The sequence below is a fragment of the Saliphagus sp. GCM10025334 genome (assembly GCF_042663485.1).
Taxonomy (GTDB): Archaea; Halobacteriota; Halobacteria; order Halobacteriales; family Natrialbaceae; genus Natronosalvus.
This window is the reverse complement of sequence record NZ_JBHTAF010000001.1, coordinates 1,014,656-1,029,031: the sequence shown is the minus strand read 5'-3', so window position 1 is coordinate 1,029,031 and position 14,376 is coordinate 1,014,656. Positions and strand designations below refer to the sequence as shown.

At 51.9% G+C, this 14,376-nt stretch carries 12 protein-coding genes; 5 read left to right on the top strand and 7 right to left on the bottom strand.

Translation table 11 applies throughout. From position 1 onward, the window contains the following. The 4 genes from ACFQO4_RS04780 (at window position 1) to ACFQO4_RS04765 (ending at window position 4,730) form a co-directional block, all read left to right on the top strand. Window positions 1–987, top strand: coding sequence for an NAD-dependent epimerase/dehydratase family protein (locus ACFQO4_RS04780; protein ID WP_500259823.1), 987 nt, complete (start codon window positions 1–3; stop codon window positions 985–987). Between the two features lie 79 nt (window positions 988–1,066). Then, the gene (locus tag ACFQO4_RS04775; RefSeq protein ID WP_500259822.1) at window positions 1,067–1,918 is read left to right on the top strand and encodes a TrmB family transcriptional regulator; all 852 of its coding nucleotides are present in this window, start codon (window positions 1,067–1,069) and stop codon (window positions 1,916–1,918) included. A 70-nt stretch (window positions 1,919–1,988) separates the two neighbouring features. Next, the gene (locus ACFQO4_RS04770) at window positions 1,989–3,098 is read left to right on the top strand and encodes a glycosyltransferase family 4 protein (RefSeq protein ID WP_500259821.1); all 1,110 of its coding nucleotides are present in this window, start codon (window positions 1,989–1,991) and stop codon (window positions 3,096–3,098) included. Between the two features lie 318 nt (window positions 3,099–3,416). Continuing rightward, the gene (locus ACFQO4_RS04765) at window positions 3,417–4,730 is read left to right on the top strand and encodes a class I SAM-dependent methyltransferase (protein ID WP_500259820.1); all 1,314 of its coding nucleotides are present in this window, start codon (window positions 3,417–3,419) and stop codon (window positions 4,728–4,730) included. 194 nt (window positions 4,731–4,924) lie between these two features. Here the strand turns inward: ACFQO4_RS04765 and ACFQO4_RS04760 are convergent, their stop codons facing one another. From ACFQO4_RS04760 to aglG, 7 genes are all read right to left on the bottom strand, one after another. Further along, entirely contained in the window at window positions 4,925–5,824 is a 900-nt protein-coding gene (locus tag ACFQO4_RS04760; protein WP_500259819.1) for a hypothetical protein, read from the bottom strand. Between the two features lie 52 nt (window positions 5,825–5,876). Then, window positions 5,877–7,415, bottom strand: a complete 1,539-nt coding sequence (locus ACFQO4_RS04755) for an oligosaccharide flippase family protein (RefSeq protein WP_500259818.1) — start codon at window positions 7,413–7,415, stop codon at window positions 5,877–5,879. A gap of 201 nt (window positions 7,416–7,616) precedes the next feature. Next, window positions 7,617–8,687: a glycosyltransferase gene (locus ACFQO4_RS04750; RefSeq protein WP_500259817.1), complete on the bottom strand. Its 1,071-nt coding sequence runs from the start codon at window positions 8,685–8,687 to the stop codon at window positions 7,617–7,619. Window positions 8,688–8,689: 2 nt separating this feature from the next. Next, the gene (locus ACFQO4_RS04745; protein ID WP_500259816.1) at window positions 8,690–9,451 is read right to left on the bottom strand and encodes a polysaccharide deacetylase family protein; all 762 of its coding nucleotides are present in this window, start codon (window positions 9,449–9,451) and stop codon (window positions 8,690–8,692) included. Window positions 9,452–9,480: 29 nt separating this feature from the next. Continuing rightward, complete coding sequence (locus ACFQO4_RS04740) at window positions 9,481–10,995, bottom strand: alkaline phosphatase family protein (RefSeq protein ID WP_500259815.1); 1,515 nt, start codon at window positions 10,993–10,995, stop codon at window positions 9,481–9,483. Further along, on the bottom strand, window positions 10,995–11,705 hold the full coding sequence (locus ACFQO4_RS04735; protein ID WP_500259814.1) for a glycosyltransferase: 711 nt from the start codon (window positions 11,703–11,705) through the stop codon (window positions 10,995–10,997). The genes ACFQO4_RS04740 and ACFQO4_RS04735 overlap by 1 nt, the downstream gene beginning before the upstream one ends. A 503-nt stretch (window positions 11,706–12,208) precedes the next feature. After that, on the bottom strand, window positions 12,209–13,129 hold the full coding sequence (gene aglG / locus ACFQO4_RS04730) for a glucosyl-dolichyl phosphate glucuronosyltransferase (RefSeq protein WP_500259813.1): 921 nt from the start codon (window positions 13,127–13,129) through the stop codon (window positions 12,209–12,211). Window positions 13,130–13,263: 134 nt separating this feature from the next. Between aglG and ACFQO4_RS04725 the strand changes: the two genes are divergently transcribed. Further along, window positions 13,264–14,178 (top strand): NAD-dependent epimerase/dehydratase family protein, encoded by a 915-nt coding sequence (locus ACFQO4_RS04725; protein ID WP_500259812.1) that lies wholly within the window; start codon window positions 13,264–13,266, stop codon window positions 14,176–14,178. The last annotated feature ends 198 nt before the right edge of the window (window positions 14,179–14,376 follow it).

Below are 14,376 nucleotides of genomic sequence, written 5' to 3'. Positions count from 1 at the left end.
ATGCAAGACGATACGAACGAACCGCCGACAATTGCCGTTACCGGTGCGGCCGGATTCATCGGCAGCCGCGTCCTTCACCTGCTGGAACAAACGCACCCCGAGTGGTCCGTTCGCGCGATCGATAACCAGTACCGGGGTCAGGTTTCCGCAGTCGGTTCGGTCGACATCGAACACGTCGACATTCGGGATCGTCACCGGCTGGAATCGGCGCTCGACGGAGCGGATGTTGTACTGCACCTGGCAGCAGTCAGCGGGGTCGACGACTGCGATACCAACCGCGACCTCGCCTACGACGTCAACGTCACCGGAACGAACAACGTCGCGTGGTTCTGTCGAAAAACGGGTGCCGCGCTCGTCTTCCCGTTCAGCATGGCCGTTCTCGGAGACCCAGACACGTTCCCGATTACGGCGGACGATCCGCGGGACCCGCTCAACTGGTACGGCCGAACCAAGCTCCTCGGCGAACGCGCGATCGACACGCTGGCCGACGGCGCGTTTCCGGCTCATCTGTTCCTCAAGTCGAACCTCTACGGCGACCACGTGGTCGACGGCACGGTCGTCTCGAAACCGACGGTGATCAACTTCTTCGTTAACCGGGCCACGTCGAACGAGCCGTTGACGGTGTACGAACCGGGCACCCAGTCGAGAAACTTCGTTCACGTCAAAGACGTCGCCAGAGCGTATATTCACAGCTGTGAACGGCTGCTCGAGCAACTCGAGGCAGGCGATACCGGCACCGAGATTTACGAGATAGCCGGCACCGAGGATCCCTCCGTGATGACGGTCGCGGAAACCGTCCAGGCGATCGCCCGAGAGGAACTCGGCAACGACGTCGACGTCGAACTCGTCGAAAATCCTCGAAGCGCTGAAACGATGGTCGAAAGCTTCACCGTCGACACGTCGAGGGCAGACGAACAGCTGGGATGGTCACCACGACACACGATCGAAGAATCGGTTCGAGAACTCCTGCAGCGAGCAGAGAGTTGAATTGTCGATCCTATACCTGAATTGCTGAGGATAAATACTCGGTTTTACGGTTTCACAGCCCAACCGTGGAGTATCTGCTATGGGGACCGAGCCAACCGACTTACTGCAGGAACTAGAATTAAAGGAATACGAGGCAACGGCACTCGAGCATCTCTTGAGCGCCGGACGGACGACCGCACCGGACATCGCCAAGGCGACGGGCATCCCCAAGGCTCGCGTGTACGGCGTTCTCGAGTCGCTCGCAAACTACGGCTTCATCAAGGTGATTCCCGGTCGGCCGAAGCAGTATCAACCGAAATCTCCGGAAACCGTTCTCGAGCGAGCGAAGGAGAATCGACGCCAGGAGTACGAGGACTACTGCACCGAGATCGATTCCATCGAGTCGACGTTTCTGGAGACGTTCGGGCCCCTGTACGAGCAAGCGAACGAGGACGTGACACCGACGTCGGAACTCTTCCACGTCGTTGACGTCGGCGATCCGAGCGAGACGGAGACGCGTCAGCTCTACCAGAACGCGGCCGAAACCGTCTACGTGATTACGAACAGCTTCGCCTACTTCGAGGACATCGAAACGACGGTCGAAACCACGCTCGAGCGAGGACTCGAGGTCTCGGTGTTGTTCCTCGATCCCCGTAAGCTTCCGCCGGAGAAAGCAGCGGTACAGGCGGATATCGTCGAGCGAATCGCCGCTGAACACTCTGCCATCCGATACCAGTTCAGTGAGGAGGTACTGCCCTGGCGCGGAACGTTTATCGACCCGAGCATGGATTACGACTCCGGGAAGGCGATCTTCCTGGTTGAAGAGACCGACGTTCCGAACCATCAGCGGCAGGCCGCAATCACGGAGAACGGCTCGTTCGTCGCGGGAATGAAGCGGTATTTCGATTTGATCTGGAGGTACGAGAGCCTCGAGTCACGACCATCTGCCTGAACGATTGCAAACCATAGCCGAAGACACTGGACCGCGAGATATTTAGCCGAGTCTTCAGCATATTCAAACAATGCGTATCCTCTACCTCACCGAGGAGCCTATCTCTTTCTCCAATGCGATGGTACGAGGTGGTGCGATACACGTCCGAAATGTCGTTTCAGGACTTCGAAAGCGAGGACACGACGTTTATCTTCTCGACTGGAACTCCGAACCGGAACGTTCGTTTCAGGTTTCGGTCGATCCCCGGTCCCGATTCGTCGAAGGGCCTCTCAGAACGCTCATTCGAGCGATTCGAATCGGACGGAGGCATGCCATCGACATCGTCATCTCGAAGACTCGAAAAACGTACCTTCCGGGACTGCTCACGGCACGGAGTCTCGGCGTGCCTCACGTCGTCCACGTCGGCTCAAGCCTCGATCCGCCGGTGGAGAGCCTCTTCGGGCGGATGGATTTAGCGTCTTTCAAAATGCGGCTTCGTGCGCCTCACGATGGATACTTCGTGGTCTGTGACTACATCGGTTCCCAACTCCAATCGTACGGTGTCAACGGAGGCCGTATCTTCAATGTACGTAACGCAGTCGACGTGGACAGATTCAACCCTGAACCAGTGCCAGTACCGCTTTCCAGCCGATTCGAACGTCGGATTGGCGAATCCGAAAGCGGCTTCCGTTTAGGTTACGTCGGTGGGCTCCAGCCGTACAAAGGCCTCGCTGATCTCGCCGCCGCCCTCGAGTTGACCGATACCGACTGCGAACTGATCGTTGCCGGCGACGGCCCGGAACGAACACACCTCGAGCAGATTTTCGGAGAAACGGCCACGTTTCTCGGGTCGGTGCCATACGAGCAGATCCCTTCGCTGTATCACGAGTTCGACGCGTTCGTTCTTCCTTCCCATACTGAGGGGCTTCCGCGAGTAATACTCGAGGCACAGGCGACGGCAACGCCGGTCGTGGCCACTCGAGTTGGCGGGATCCCGGAAATCGTTCAGGATGACGAGACAGGGTTGCTCTGTGATCCCCACCGACCGGATCAACTGGCGACGGCGATTGATCGCCTCGCGACGGCCAAACGCGAGCGTGAGCGCCTCGGTGAGAACGGTCGAACGGTCGTCGAGAAAGGGTTCTCCTGGGACGAGTTGTACGATCGATATGAACGCTCTCTTCGACAGGTGATCAGGTGACCAGATGAGCGATAGTGACCAAGCAATTCGAGACGTGGTCAAAGGTGCGAGTGTCATCTACATTGGGCTGTTCCTCGAGTTGATTATCTATCGAATTTATTGTTCAGGGGCTCGATTGGAATGTCTTTAGTTTAATAAATCCAAACTCAGGTCGCGAAAACGGCGATGTAATTTATCGATGTTTTTCTAATGGTCCGTATCTATGCTCTGGCCGGATAGCCATCCAGAACGAGATGAATTGCTGGTTGGTTTACCATTTGGACGGCTTTTTTAAAAAACTCGAAAACTTTTTTGAACGTGACGGGGCCAATAGCCACTATGGCCGACCTCCTAGCTCCGATTAAGCTAATCGTCAAGCCAATTATGAGGCTCTCGCCGAGGGCAGAGTCTGATATTCGGAAGGTCTATCGACAGATACGACTTTATAAATTCAAGACAGCGGCACGGTTCAATTCTCTCGATGAATCTATCGACCCTCTCAAGATTGTTGAGGTTGATCCAGCCCGTATTGAGCACATGGGCTTTCCGAAAGGGAATCCGTTTGATCCGTGGAGCGATGATGGCAAAGTCGTTGGAGGGGACTGGGATACGTACCGCCGACCATTCAAGCAAACTGATGTGTACCAATCATTTGAGCAACGGTATGTAGATGGATACGACTGGGAAGAGACTCCGTGGTTTCAGCGAGTGGTCAAGGAAATTGAATCAGGAAACCCAAACAGGGGCTGTGAAACAAGAGAGGAGTGGATTGCACGATGTAAACAAATTGACGATCTCTTCAACCGGATTCGAGATGAGGGTTTTAAATCCCAGCAAAATCTTATAGCAAACAACCACACTCATCCTCTTGATATGAATGTCTCGGAAAGTCAGAGACAGTATGACGAGATAACGGTAAACGTCGGTCACGACGGCCGACTTCTATTCAACAACGGACGACATCGTCTATCTATCGCCAAAATTCTTTCACTGGATAGTGTACCCGTTCGAATTCTGGTCCGGCACAACCAATGGGTTCGATTCCGAAACGAACTGCTTGAGTACCTAAAAAGGGAGATGAATGGGAAAAGCTACAATGAGCTTCTTCATCCTGATCTTCATGATATCCCCCATTCACACGACTCGGGAGCGCGCTTTGAGATGATCCAGAATAATTTAAAATCAGATGATGGGACAATGCTCGATATCGGCGCAAACGTCGGCGGGTATTTTGCTCACCGATTTGAAGACTTAGGATTCGACTGCATTGCGGTTGAGCATATCCCAACACGAGCATACTTCCTACGGAATATCAGGAATGCCAACGGATATGAATTTGAAGTGGCAGAAGAATCAATTTTCGATTACGAAGTGGGCAGGGACTTTACCGTCGTTCTTGCACTGAATATTTTCCATCATTTTCTGAAAACAGAGGACACATACAATGAACTGTTGGACTTACTCGCAAACCTAAAAATGGATGAGCTAGTTTTCCAGTCTCACGCAAGAGGGTCGCCGCAAATGGAGAGCGCCTACAAGCAGTTGGCAGAGGACGAATTCGCTGAGTTTCTGATCGAATATTCATGTCTAAGTGAGTTCGAACGAATTGGAACTCCAGAAGATGACAGTCGTCCGCTCTATATCCTCCGATGAGATGTGAAGATACTGCAGGCGTCAATGCACTATAATCGCAACTTCCATTTATGATACAGCGTAACGATTTGCCCGCGAACGTACTTCACTGAGTATATGCTTTCATGGAATGTTATAATTGTAGATGACTCCTCTCGCCAATGATCTCATGTAGATTCACTAATAATAAAAAACATTTGAATTAATTATTAATGCTACAGATATCCCAATGCTTCAAGCTGCTCAGTTATATCTCGGTTATCAATCGTAGACGTTGACTCCCCACTAAGAACCGCCCACGGAACAGTTCGGAGGTTTGGATGAGCGAGTCCAGGTGGATGTCCCCATTCCCGAAGAGGAAACGGGAAAATGCGTTCCCCAAAGAGATTACCGTGATCTGAAGTCATAACAACGCGACCGCCGAGGTCCTCTGCAAGCGCTTCGGCAACATTTAAAACAGTTCTCAAATTGTCGGCATAGGCGTTCCAGACAGTTTGTTCGTTAACGTAGCCGCGTCGAAGTGCGTGCCATACATTGCTCGGTCCATCTGCCTTACTGTGATATTGCAATTCGGGATAGTTGATAAATGGATAATGGGGTTGGCTGAAATGCACGATGAGCCGTTTCCGAGGATACTCTTTTCGGACGATACGTGCTCGCTCAGCTAAAGGCTCCGGTGGAATAAGTCGTCGTTCGTCATCGTATGCATCTCGCCAGACATCTTCGAATTGGTAGAACGCGGCCTGAATATATTCCGAAACGACGGCGTTACCAGTGAGATATATCGTGTCAGTAAAGGCTCCTTTATAGAATTGCCTAACAACCCACTCCTTTGTCGCGCTTGCCCCGCTATTTATTGCTCTGTATTCGTCGAACTGTTCAATATCGGCCACTTCTCGAAAGAGATCTTCACGACATCCGTCTAAAATAAGTAAGATATCCCAGTCTTCCTCTACGACGCGAGTGTACTGGCCCGTTCGTGTTGCGACACGATGGATCGGGAATAATACTGATTTTTTGGTCTGGTTCCACCACCATGCCGGACTCGAATAAAAGTTAGACAGTTCTTGTCTAGTGTCCCTCAAATGCTGTCTCAACGGGATGCGAATACTCATTGGCTAGAATTCAGTAGATATATTGATAGAGGTATCGGTGCCAAATTCGCTATTAATCTCGAGAGTATTGATCCAACACCGCATCTAATCGTTGGGATTCGAGGCCGTACTGTTCTTGCAAAGAGCGAATGAGCATCACGTCTTCTGCTGTCAGTCCACTACCAACCACCACTGCAACCAGATAACTGACGCTGAAAAGCGCCGTAAAGGCGATAATCCAGGGCACTGTTTTTGGAATTATTGGCGAGATGAGTGCTGCAATCCCAAATAATGGGAGCGCAATCAAACCCGGTGTGATCGTTGCTCTTGAGAACCCGGTTTGGCCGGTATGATACCAAACTTCGAGGATCATCATTAGATCACGAAGGAGATAGGCAACAACTGTCGCCACAGCAGCGCCGACGATACCCCATGACGGGATCAATAGAATGTTGAGCCCGATATTGGTAACTGCCGCTAACGTATTATTTACCGCGAGTTCGGTCGATTTTCCGAGCGCACTCAGGATGTTCGCTTTCGTACTAAGGACATTATGTATCCCAAATCCTATTGTTAATATCAATAATGTGGATGCCCCCGATGCATACTCTGCCCGGTAGACGGTACTAATAAACTCTACTGGGAAGAAAACAAAGGGGACAATAATAGGGACGCTCGCAATCAGTGACCATCTAAGAATAGATTGATGGACTCTGAACATATCTGTTAGTCCACTATTTGATTCGACTTTACTGGCTACCGGTTCTCCGAGGTAATTAAATGCTGTCGATACAATCGACACAAGTTGGGCAGCGGCATACGCAACCCCGTAAATCCCGACAGCGGTACTGTTAAGAAAATATAACACGAGGAATATATCTGAACTCCGGTAGATGAACGACGTAGCGCTTGTAATCGTAAATGGAAGCGAAAACCTGAGGAGTTCTTCTGCTTGACCGCGATTAATGATAAACGTCGACAAGCTACCGGGGACTGCAGTGAGGAAATAGTAGAGTGCAACCACTGCACCGATGGCATACGGAATCGCATATGCGCTTGCAAAGGCTGCTTGTCCGAGTCCATATAGGACGGCAGCGATGATCAATCCGAATCGGAGTGTCGGACGAAGGATGTTTTCGATGTAGACATGCTCTCGGGCACGTTGTTGCCCTCGAATTCCACCAATTCCGACCGTCAACAATGCCGCAAACGGGATCGTCGCACCAAAAATTTGCACACTCACTATTACCGTTGGATCACCGAATATCTGGGTCGCGATCACTTCCGCGTTGAATGCCACCAGAAGTCCCAATATAATCGATACTGGAGCAGTTATAAAAAGCGCTACCTGGGCAGATGAGCGTCTATCCACGTCATTCTGGCGGGGAAGATATCTAGTGAGTCCTCTCCCTAGTCCGACGCTACCAAAAATTGCACCGATATTGAGTATCGCGGTGCCTGTGGTAATGCCCCCAAAGCCGCCGACTGAAAGGTATCTCGCAGCTAGTACTTGTGCTACAAATGCAAACAACATCTCCAAAACAAGACCGGAGTAGACTAACCCTGCCCCTTTAAAAATATTTCGGACTGCTTGATCGGTATCAGACCCCATCGAAATCTATATCCCTACCTTCAGATTGTTGCCGGTTATGCTATTCGATTCGAATTTCACCTAGTAAAGAGTGTTATTTTAAATAAGAAAATTATGATCTAATATCCTTTTGGTATTTATTTGTGATATTGGAATCTTAAATCCTAATACTATAAATACTAATCGAAAATACCTTTTCTGATTTTCTGCTTCTCGGACTATCTAACTATTGGTGCCGTTAAGACCGATGTGATTAGCGAACGAGGATCGGATTGATTCCCACGAAATGGTTTCTCCACGGTGGCGAGCCCGTCGCATTCGGTCGAGACGTTCATCAGTCGATAACTTATCAAGTTCAATTAAGGCTTTTGCGACAGAGTCACCTGATGGCTCTACGTATACTCCGGCATTTCCAGCAATGTATCGGCTGCCTGGAAAGTCAGAAACAAGTGGAATTGTTCCACACGCAAGATATTCACCGATTTTGATTGCTGGGGCGTACAGCCAGTCAGTTCTGGGCGGCAAGACTGCGAAGCCGACATCTGCTCTATTGATCGCTTGAAGCGCCTCGTTATGAGTTACCCAACCGTGCTGATGAATTTGCTTTTGAACCCCATATTGTTTTGCCAATGATATGAGCCGCTGATCTATTTTACCATAGACCTCTACTTCGAATTCACTATTAAGTTGAGAAACTGCCTTAACCAGAATTTCGCCACCGCGGTCTATTCGAGGACTTCCGACCCAAACTATTGATAGGCTGTCACTGATCAAGTACGATGGATCAATTTGCGACACAGGGGCACCATTCGTGAGAAAATGCCGATCTGATCCATATTGATATGGCGTTTTCGGATGGAACGAATGAATAGTACGCTCTGCTCTATTTAGCATTGCCTCGAGCCCCCGAGAAGTAACTTGATGATAGGATCTTGGATTGTTTAGTCGGTATTGGGCTGGTGTCTCGTAAACATCTGGAACCCAGGTTATACCTCTATAATGCGCTAACAAGCCACTCAGCGCTGCTTCGTAATGATATGAAGTCACGTATATCCCATCTGGCCTAATCTCTTTGCGAACAATATCGGCCGCTTGACTGGCTTTCGCGAGTACGCCGCTTGAATCAAGGATTACTGTTTTTGATGCTTTAGTCTGTAATACAGATGGTGGTGGATTGTTTCCAATAAGTAATGAGTTGTCAGCTCGTTCGATTAATGCCAAAGCGTGCTGGTATCTGTCTGTGCTCCATACATCAGGAATTGTCGGCACATAATAAATAACATTAAAATTCATTTTCAGATTGTTGGTTCAATGTCGGACAGGAAGGATGATTCATGTCCATCTAATCTTAGATGTTCACATAATTGTTCGAAGATAGTGAACGAATCGGCGAGCAACATGCATGCTGGATGTGCCAAAACAGTGGCCTCCCTTCCTGATGTAGCCAGTTCTTCCAAAGAGATTAAAACTTTTCTACACCAGGTTGATGGTTCGTAAGATTCCTCACCAAACGGCCCTGAAAAACTGTCATTAGCGACGAATTCCGGTGTCCGAAAGGCGTGATAAATGTGTTCGTGATCAGGTGGCGTGTTTACTGGTACGATCGTGACCCCTGATTCCTTTCGTACGCATTCATCAGGGCCGACAGTATCGGAGAAGTGGGTGATACCATGTTTAGTGAGTAGCGAAGCAGTGTTTGCATCATGCCGATAGGCATGATCCCGCCAAGTGGTGATCTTAACACCCAATTGTGCGAACGTCTCGATTGTCTTTCGAATTTCCCACGATTGGAACTGTCGCGGCCCATTCCATGAACCGGTCAACCCACGCCATGCCTTGTGTACGAGTGTGTCGAACGCATAATAGTTGTGTCCTCCAATTTCGACATTATCCATTGATGCCAGTTTTTGCACCATTTCTGGTTCCTCGACAGCCGCTTTCCCCGTCACAAATAGCGTCACTGGAATATCATACGCTGCAGCGATTTCTGCATAGCCAATAGCCGCTTCGACTTCTGTACGGTCCATATACGCCTGGTCGCGTGTCTCGAGCGACATGTGGTGGACGTCGCCGGTGAGACAGACCGTCATTCCAGATACCCGAGGTCTTCAAGTCTGTTCTGAACGCTTTGGCGGCCCGCCGAATCCACGCTCTCGAAGGGTAACGGGTCACATTCATCGAAGTCGTCGTCGCCGAACAGGGGGAGTGGCGTGCCATCCATGTCCGTCGGAACTGCGCAGCCAACGCTGTGGAGGACGGTCGGAGCGACGTCCGTGATCGACACGTCGCGATCAACGGCTGATACCTTGATATCCGGACCGCTTGCGAGGAAGAGCCCCGTTCGAACGTTCTCGGCTTCCCACTGTCCGACATCGTCGAATACCGGGTTCGACCCGATCGCTCCACTCGTGTGAACGCCCGGCCGCTGGTCGAAGACGATGTCCGGCGCTTCGTCAGTGTATGACCCGTTATAGGCTTCGTCACTGCGCATCACCTCTCGAGCGATCGGATCGCCGTTCTCGTTGGTAAGTGCGGACAGATCGTCGATTATGGCATCGACCGTCTCGGGATCCTTATCGATGACGTAGATGAGACCCTGTCCGCTGGCGATGGCCCGTGACCGTTCCCAATCTACCTTCTCGAGCTTCTGCTCGCGTTTGAACCCTTCCTCGTCTTCCGGGATCGAGTCCGTCAAACGGTCGGGTGCCAGCCGCGTTACGAGGTCGTGGACGCCGAGTTTGTGGGCCAGTTTCGAGATTCGCTTCTTGTTGATGCCGTACTTCGTGAGAAAATCCGACGTTTCGCTTTCGGTAACTAGGTATCCTTCGGCCTCGAGCCAGCTGTTGGCGTAAAACACCGTATCGACGTTCTTGCAACCGTGGTCCGACATCAGGAAAAGGTTGCTGTCTGGATGTTCCTCCCGAAGCCGTCCGATATGCTCGTCGATGACCTCCCACGCTAGGCGGGCCGGCTCACCGCGCCAGAAGAAGTGTTGGAGAACGTTGACGTAGAACACCGTACAGTGTGCTACGTCCGGGTCTTCCTCGTCGAGAAGGCCGCGAAACGTCTCCAGTCGGCGTTCGATGAGGTCGACGATGTTATCGGCCTCATCGAGATCACCTTTTGCGGTGACTGGTCGATCTGGATGGAGCGTGTATCCCTCGTCGTCGAGTCGCGCACCCAGATCTGGGGGATAGGCGTACTCGTTCTGCTCGCTTCCTGGCCCACCTGCAACGAGAAATCGATCGACCTCGAACGGCGGGTACGTCATCGGGAGGTTGAGTATTCCCGCAGTTCGGCCCTGCTCGTTGAGGTAGTCCCAGTAGTTGGCGCTCTTGAACGATCGCGAGTCGGGCGTCGTGAGCGTTCGCCTGTCCGTGTCGATGCGCTCCCACCAGAAAACGCCCAGTTTTCCCGGGTTTTTTCCCGTGGAGTAACACCGCCAATTCGGGCACGTGACCGGAGGGAGACAGCTTTCCATATCTGCGAAGACGCCATCGGATCGGAGCGCTTCGATGTTCGGAAGGCGCCCCTCTTCCAGCCACGGCTTGAGTAGCGACCAGTTCGCCCCATCGAGACCGAGTACAATTGTTTCAGTCATCAGTGGTTCCCTCTCGCTGTCGTCACGAACGCCTTGTACCGATCGACGACAGCCGATTTCAGTTGCTTCTCGAACACAGCGGTTGAGAACGTTTCGACTTCAGACCGAGGATCACCGTCCAGCCCGGTCGACTCGAACCGTTCGACGGAGGCCCGAATCCCTGCCGGTGTCCCGTCATGACGGTACCCGTTCTCACCGTCCTTGACGTAGATTCCCGGGAATCCGTCGTTACGCGCCAGAACGGCCTTTCCACTGGCGTTCGCTTCGATCGGAACGATCCCGAAGTCTTCATTACGACCGTTGAATACGACAGCTCGACAGTTCGCCAATATATTTCGTTTTTCGTCTTCATCGACGAATCCGCGGTACTCGAGGTTCCCACTTCGTTTTATTTTCTCGACGACCGAGTCTTCGACGTCGCCACGGCCCCCAGCCAGTATCAACTGATGGTCGAGCCCCGCGAACGCTTCGACCACCTCCGGAACGCCTTTCTCCTCGTCGAGACGGCCAAGATGAAGATAGAACCCGTCGTCGTCGTCTTCGTGGTAGGAGTCGACAGCGACAGGCGGATACAGCACCTCCGAATCACGTTTGTAGTATTTCTGTAAGCGCTGAGCGATAATCGGGCTGTTTGCGAAGTAGCCGTCCACGCGCGGGTCGATCGTGTGATCGCGCATCCGGAGGTATCGAATCAGCGGTCTGGCGAGCACCCCAGTCGGGGAGTCTTTTCGATCGTGATATAGGTCGTAAAACCAGCGCGGAGGTGAGTGGCAGTAGTTCAGATGCAAGGTCTCGGCCGGCGTAATGACCGAACGAGTCGTCGCCCCCGACGTGATCAATACGTCGGGAGATCCGTACTCACGCCAATCGACATCTTCCCAGAGAGCGTATTCAAAAGGTCGACCTACGTGTGCCTGAACCTTCCGAAGCAGGCGGGGAGAGAGATCCTCCGTCACGTCCACGAACTGTACGTTTCCATACGGATTTGGATCATCTGGTTTGGGTTCCCCGATTGTATATATCCGGTCCACGTCCAGGACATCCGCAAGAATCGTTGCAAGGTATTCTGCGCCTCCCCAGGCGTTGATTCTCCAGTGGGCGATAGCGATGTCGAGATCATGGAGGCGCAAGTCTGTGTCCTCGTCCACTGAAGAGTCACTCATATTTCTACCGAACAAAGTCGGCTGTATAAGCGTATCGGCAAGCGTTCACGTCAACGCCACTTCGTCATTCCATATAAGTAACCAAACCCAACAGCGCCGGTAAAGGCGAACAACATGATGAATTGAACGGCCTTCTCCAAAGAGGGGTTGTGAACGAGGTTCCTCGTACGTGCCGGGACGAACTTGCGGAAGAGTCGGCCGAGAAAATCGTACTCCTCGCCGGTCGATTCGGGGACCAGTACTTCCATTCCTCGCTTGGAGTACCCCTGCCAGAAGGCGCGGTCGAGCAACCACAGCAGTTTCGTTCGGTAACCGAACACCTTGTGGGCCACCTCCGCTTCGGGGTTGTAGTAGACGCTCTGGTTGTACTCGCTACGAAGCCGGGCACACAGTTCCGTTTCGCCACCCTGTAGGTTCTCGTCCCCCTGACGGCCGCCAATTGTTGTATTGAACCCGTCCAGCTCGAGGAAAACTTCGCGGCGAAAGGAGATATTCGAGCCGAAAGTGTTTCGAACTTCACCCTTGCCATCCGCAAACCCGCGCTGGGTGACCCCAACGAGAAAGTAGAACTCTTCAGGGAGGAATCTCGGCCGTCCAGCCACCCAGAGTGGAACCATTTTCCCGCCGACAGAGAGTGCGTCCAAATTCTCATACACTTCGACGAGTTCGGCTACCCATTGGGGGTCGGCTACGGCATCATCGTCGATGAACGCGACCACGTCTCCGGTCGCCACTCTGGCTCCGTTATTTCGACTTGCGAGAAGCCCGACATTGTTTTCATTGCAGTGTATTGAAATGCTTTCGTGGTCGTTGTAGTCCTCATAGAATTGTTGGCAGACGTCTTCGTTCCCGTCGGCTACCAGTACAAGTTCAATGTCGTTGTGGCTCTGGGCGAGAATGCTATCGACTGCATCTCGAAGGTCCTGATACCGGTCCAGCGTGTGTTCACAAACGACCACCGAGACGCGCATGTACGGGCCTGCGAAACTGAGAGAGTTAGTTATTTCGGTAAACGGCCTCGGGCGCGGGACAGGCGGTACTTGGACTGTCGAAGGCAACAAACGGAACATCAGGTTATTTAATGAAACGAGCAGACCATTGGTGTATGGAAGGAAAAAGCGTTCTCATCACGGGCGGTGCTGGGTTTATTGGTTCTAACCTCGCAAACTATCTTGCATCTACAAACGAGGTGGTTGTCGTCGATAATCTCTATCTGGGGACCACCGACAATCTTATCGACGAAGTCGAATTCCACGACGTGAGCGTCCTTGATGATGATCTCCCGTCCGATGTTGATATCCTGTTTCACCTCGCAGCATTCTCCTCTCGGAATATGCACGAAGATGATCCTCGGCGTGGATGTCGTATTAATGTCGAGGGCTTCGTCAATGCGGTTGAGCAGGTTCGCAAACAGGGTTGCGAAACCGTCGTTTACGCCTCCACGTCGTCCATCTATGGCAGCCAGACTGATCCATCGGTTGAAAGCATGGATGTCGAGGCACACACGGGGTACGAAGCGTCGAAATTGGCTCGCGAACGTTACGCTGAATACTATGCCAATCACCATGGACTCTCGATGGCTGGCCTTCGTCTGTTCTCTGTCTATCAAGGATTCGGAGGCAACGAGGAACACAAAGGTAAATTCGCAAATACCGTCGCCCAGTTCACCGACCAAATTGCTGCCAATGAATCGCCAAAAGTGTTCGGCGATGGTACACAGACACGGGATTTCACGCACGTCGATGACGTCGTACGAGCGTTCGAACTCGCTGCAGATCACGAACTGAGTGGGGTATATAACATTGGAACGGGCGATGCCTACAGTTTCAACAGGATGATCGAACTGATCAATGACGAACTCGGCACAGATATCGAGCCAGAGTACGTTGACTGTCCCTTTGACGATTACGTCGAGCACACGTGTGCCAACCCATCGAAATTCTCTCGAGCAACGGGTTGGACCCCTTCGATCGACTTTGAGGATGGAGTGAAGTTGGTGTGCCAGCCCTACCTAGACTGAGTCCGTGAGTTGGCCTGGAACTTGAGAACTGATACGGCCTACTTCTCGAGCACACTTGGGAACTTGCTAAGCCGAGTTGAACACCGGCATTCATCGGTCGATGCGGCGCACCCGCTCGCGTTTTTGTAATCTATCGACCAATACGCACCTTGTGTCACTAGGACGAGCCATTTTGAGTACGGTCAGATTCTTATTCGG

Coding starts and splice junctions, on each gene's coding strand:
- aglG (WP_500259813.1), bottom strand. CDS start 13,129: ATGCGCGTCTCGGTGGTCGTTTGTGAACACACGCTGGACCGGTATCAG.
- ACFQO4_RS04770 (WP_500259821.1), top strand. CDS start 1,989: ATGCGTATCCTCTACCTCACCGAGGAGCCTATCTCTTTCTCCAATGCG.
- ACFQO4_RS04760 (WP_500259819.1), bottom strand. CDS start 5,824: ATGAGTATTCGCATCCCGTTGAGACAGCATTTGAGGGACACTAGACAA.
- ACFQO4_RS04745 (WP_500259816.1), bottom strand. CDS start 9,451: ATGTCGCTCGAGACACGCGACCAGGCGTATATGGACCGTACAGAAGTC.
- ACFQO4_RS04725 (WP_500259812.1), top strand. CDS start 13,264: ATGGAAGGAAAAAGCGTTCTCATCACGGGCGGTGCTGGGTTTATTGGT.
- ACFQO4_RS04755 (WP_500259818.1), bottom strand. CDS start 7,415: ATGGGGTCTGATACCGATCAAGCAGTCCGAAATATTTTTAAAGGGGCA.
- ACFQO4_RS04775 (WP_500259822.1), top strand. CDS start 1,067: ATGGGGACCGAGCCAACCGACTTACTGCAGGAACTAGAATTAAAGGAA.
- ACFQO4_RS04740 (WP_500259815.1), bottom strand. CDS start 10,995: ATGACTGAAACAATTGTACTCGGTCTCGATGGGGCGAACTGGTCGCTA.
- ACFQO4_RS04780 (WP_500259823.1), top strand. CDS start 1: ATGCAAGACGATACGAACGAACCGCCGACAATTGCCGTTACCGGTGCG.
- ACFQO4_RS04750 (WP_500259817.1), bottom strand. CDS start 8,687: ATGAATTTTAATGTTATTTATTATGTGCCGACAATTCCTGATGTATGG.
- ACFQO4_RS04765 (WP_500259820.1), top strand. CDS start 3,417: ATGGCCGACCTCCTAGCTCCGATTAAGCTAATCGTCAAGCCAATTATG.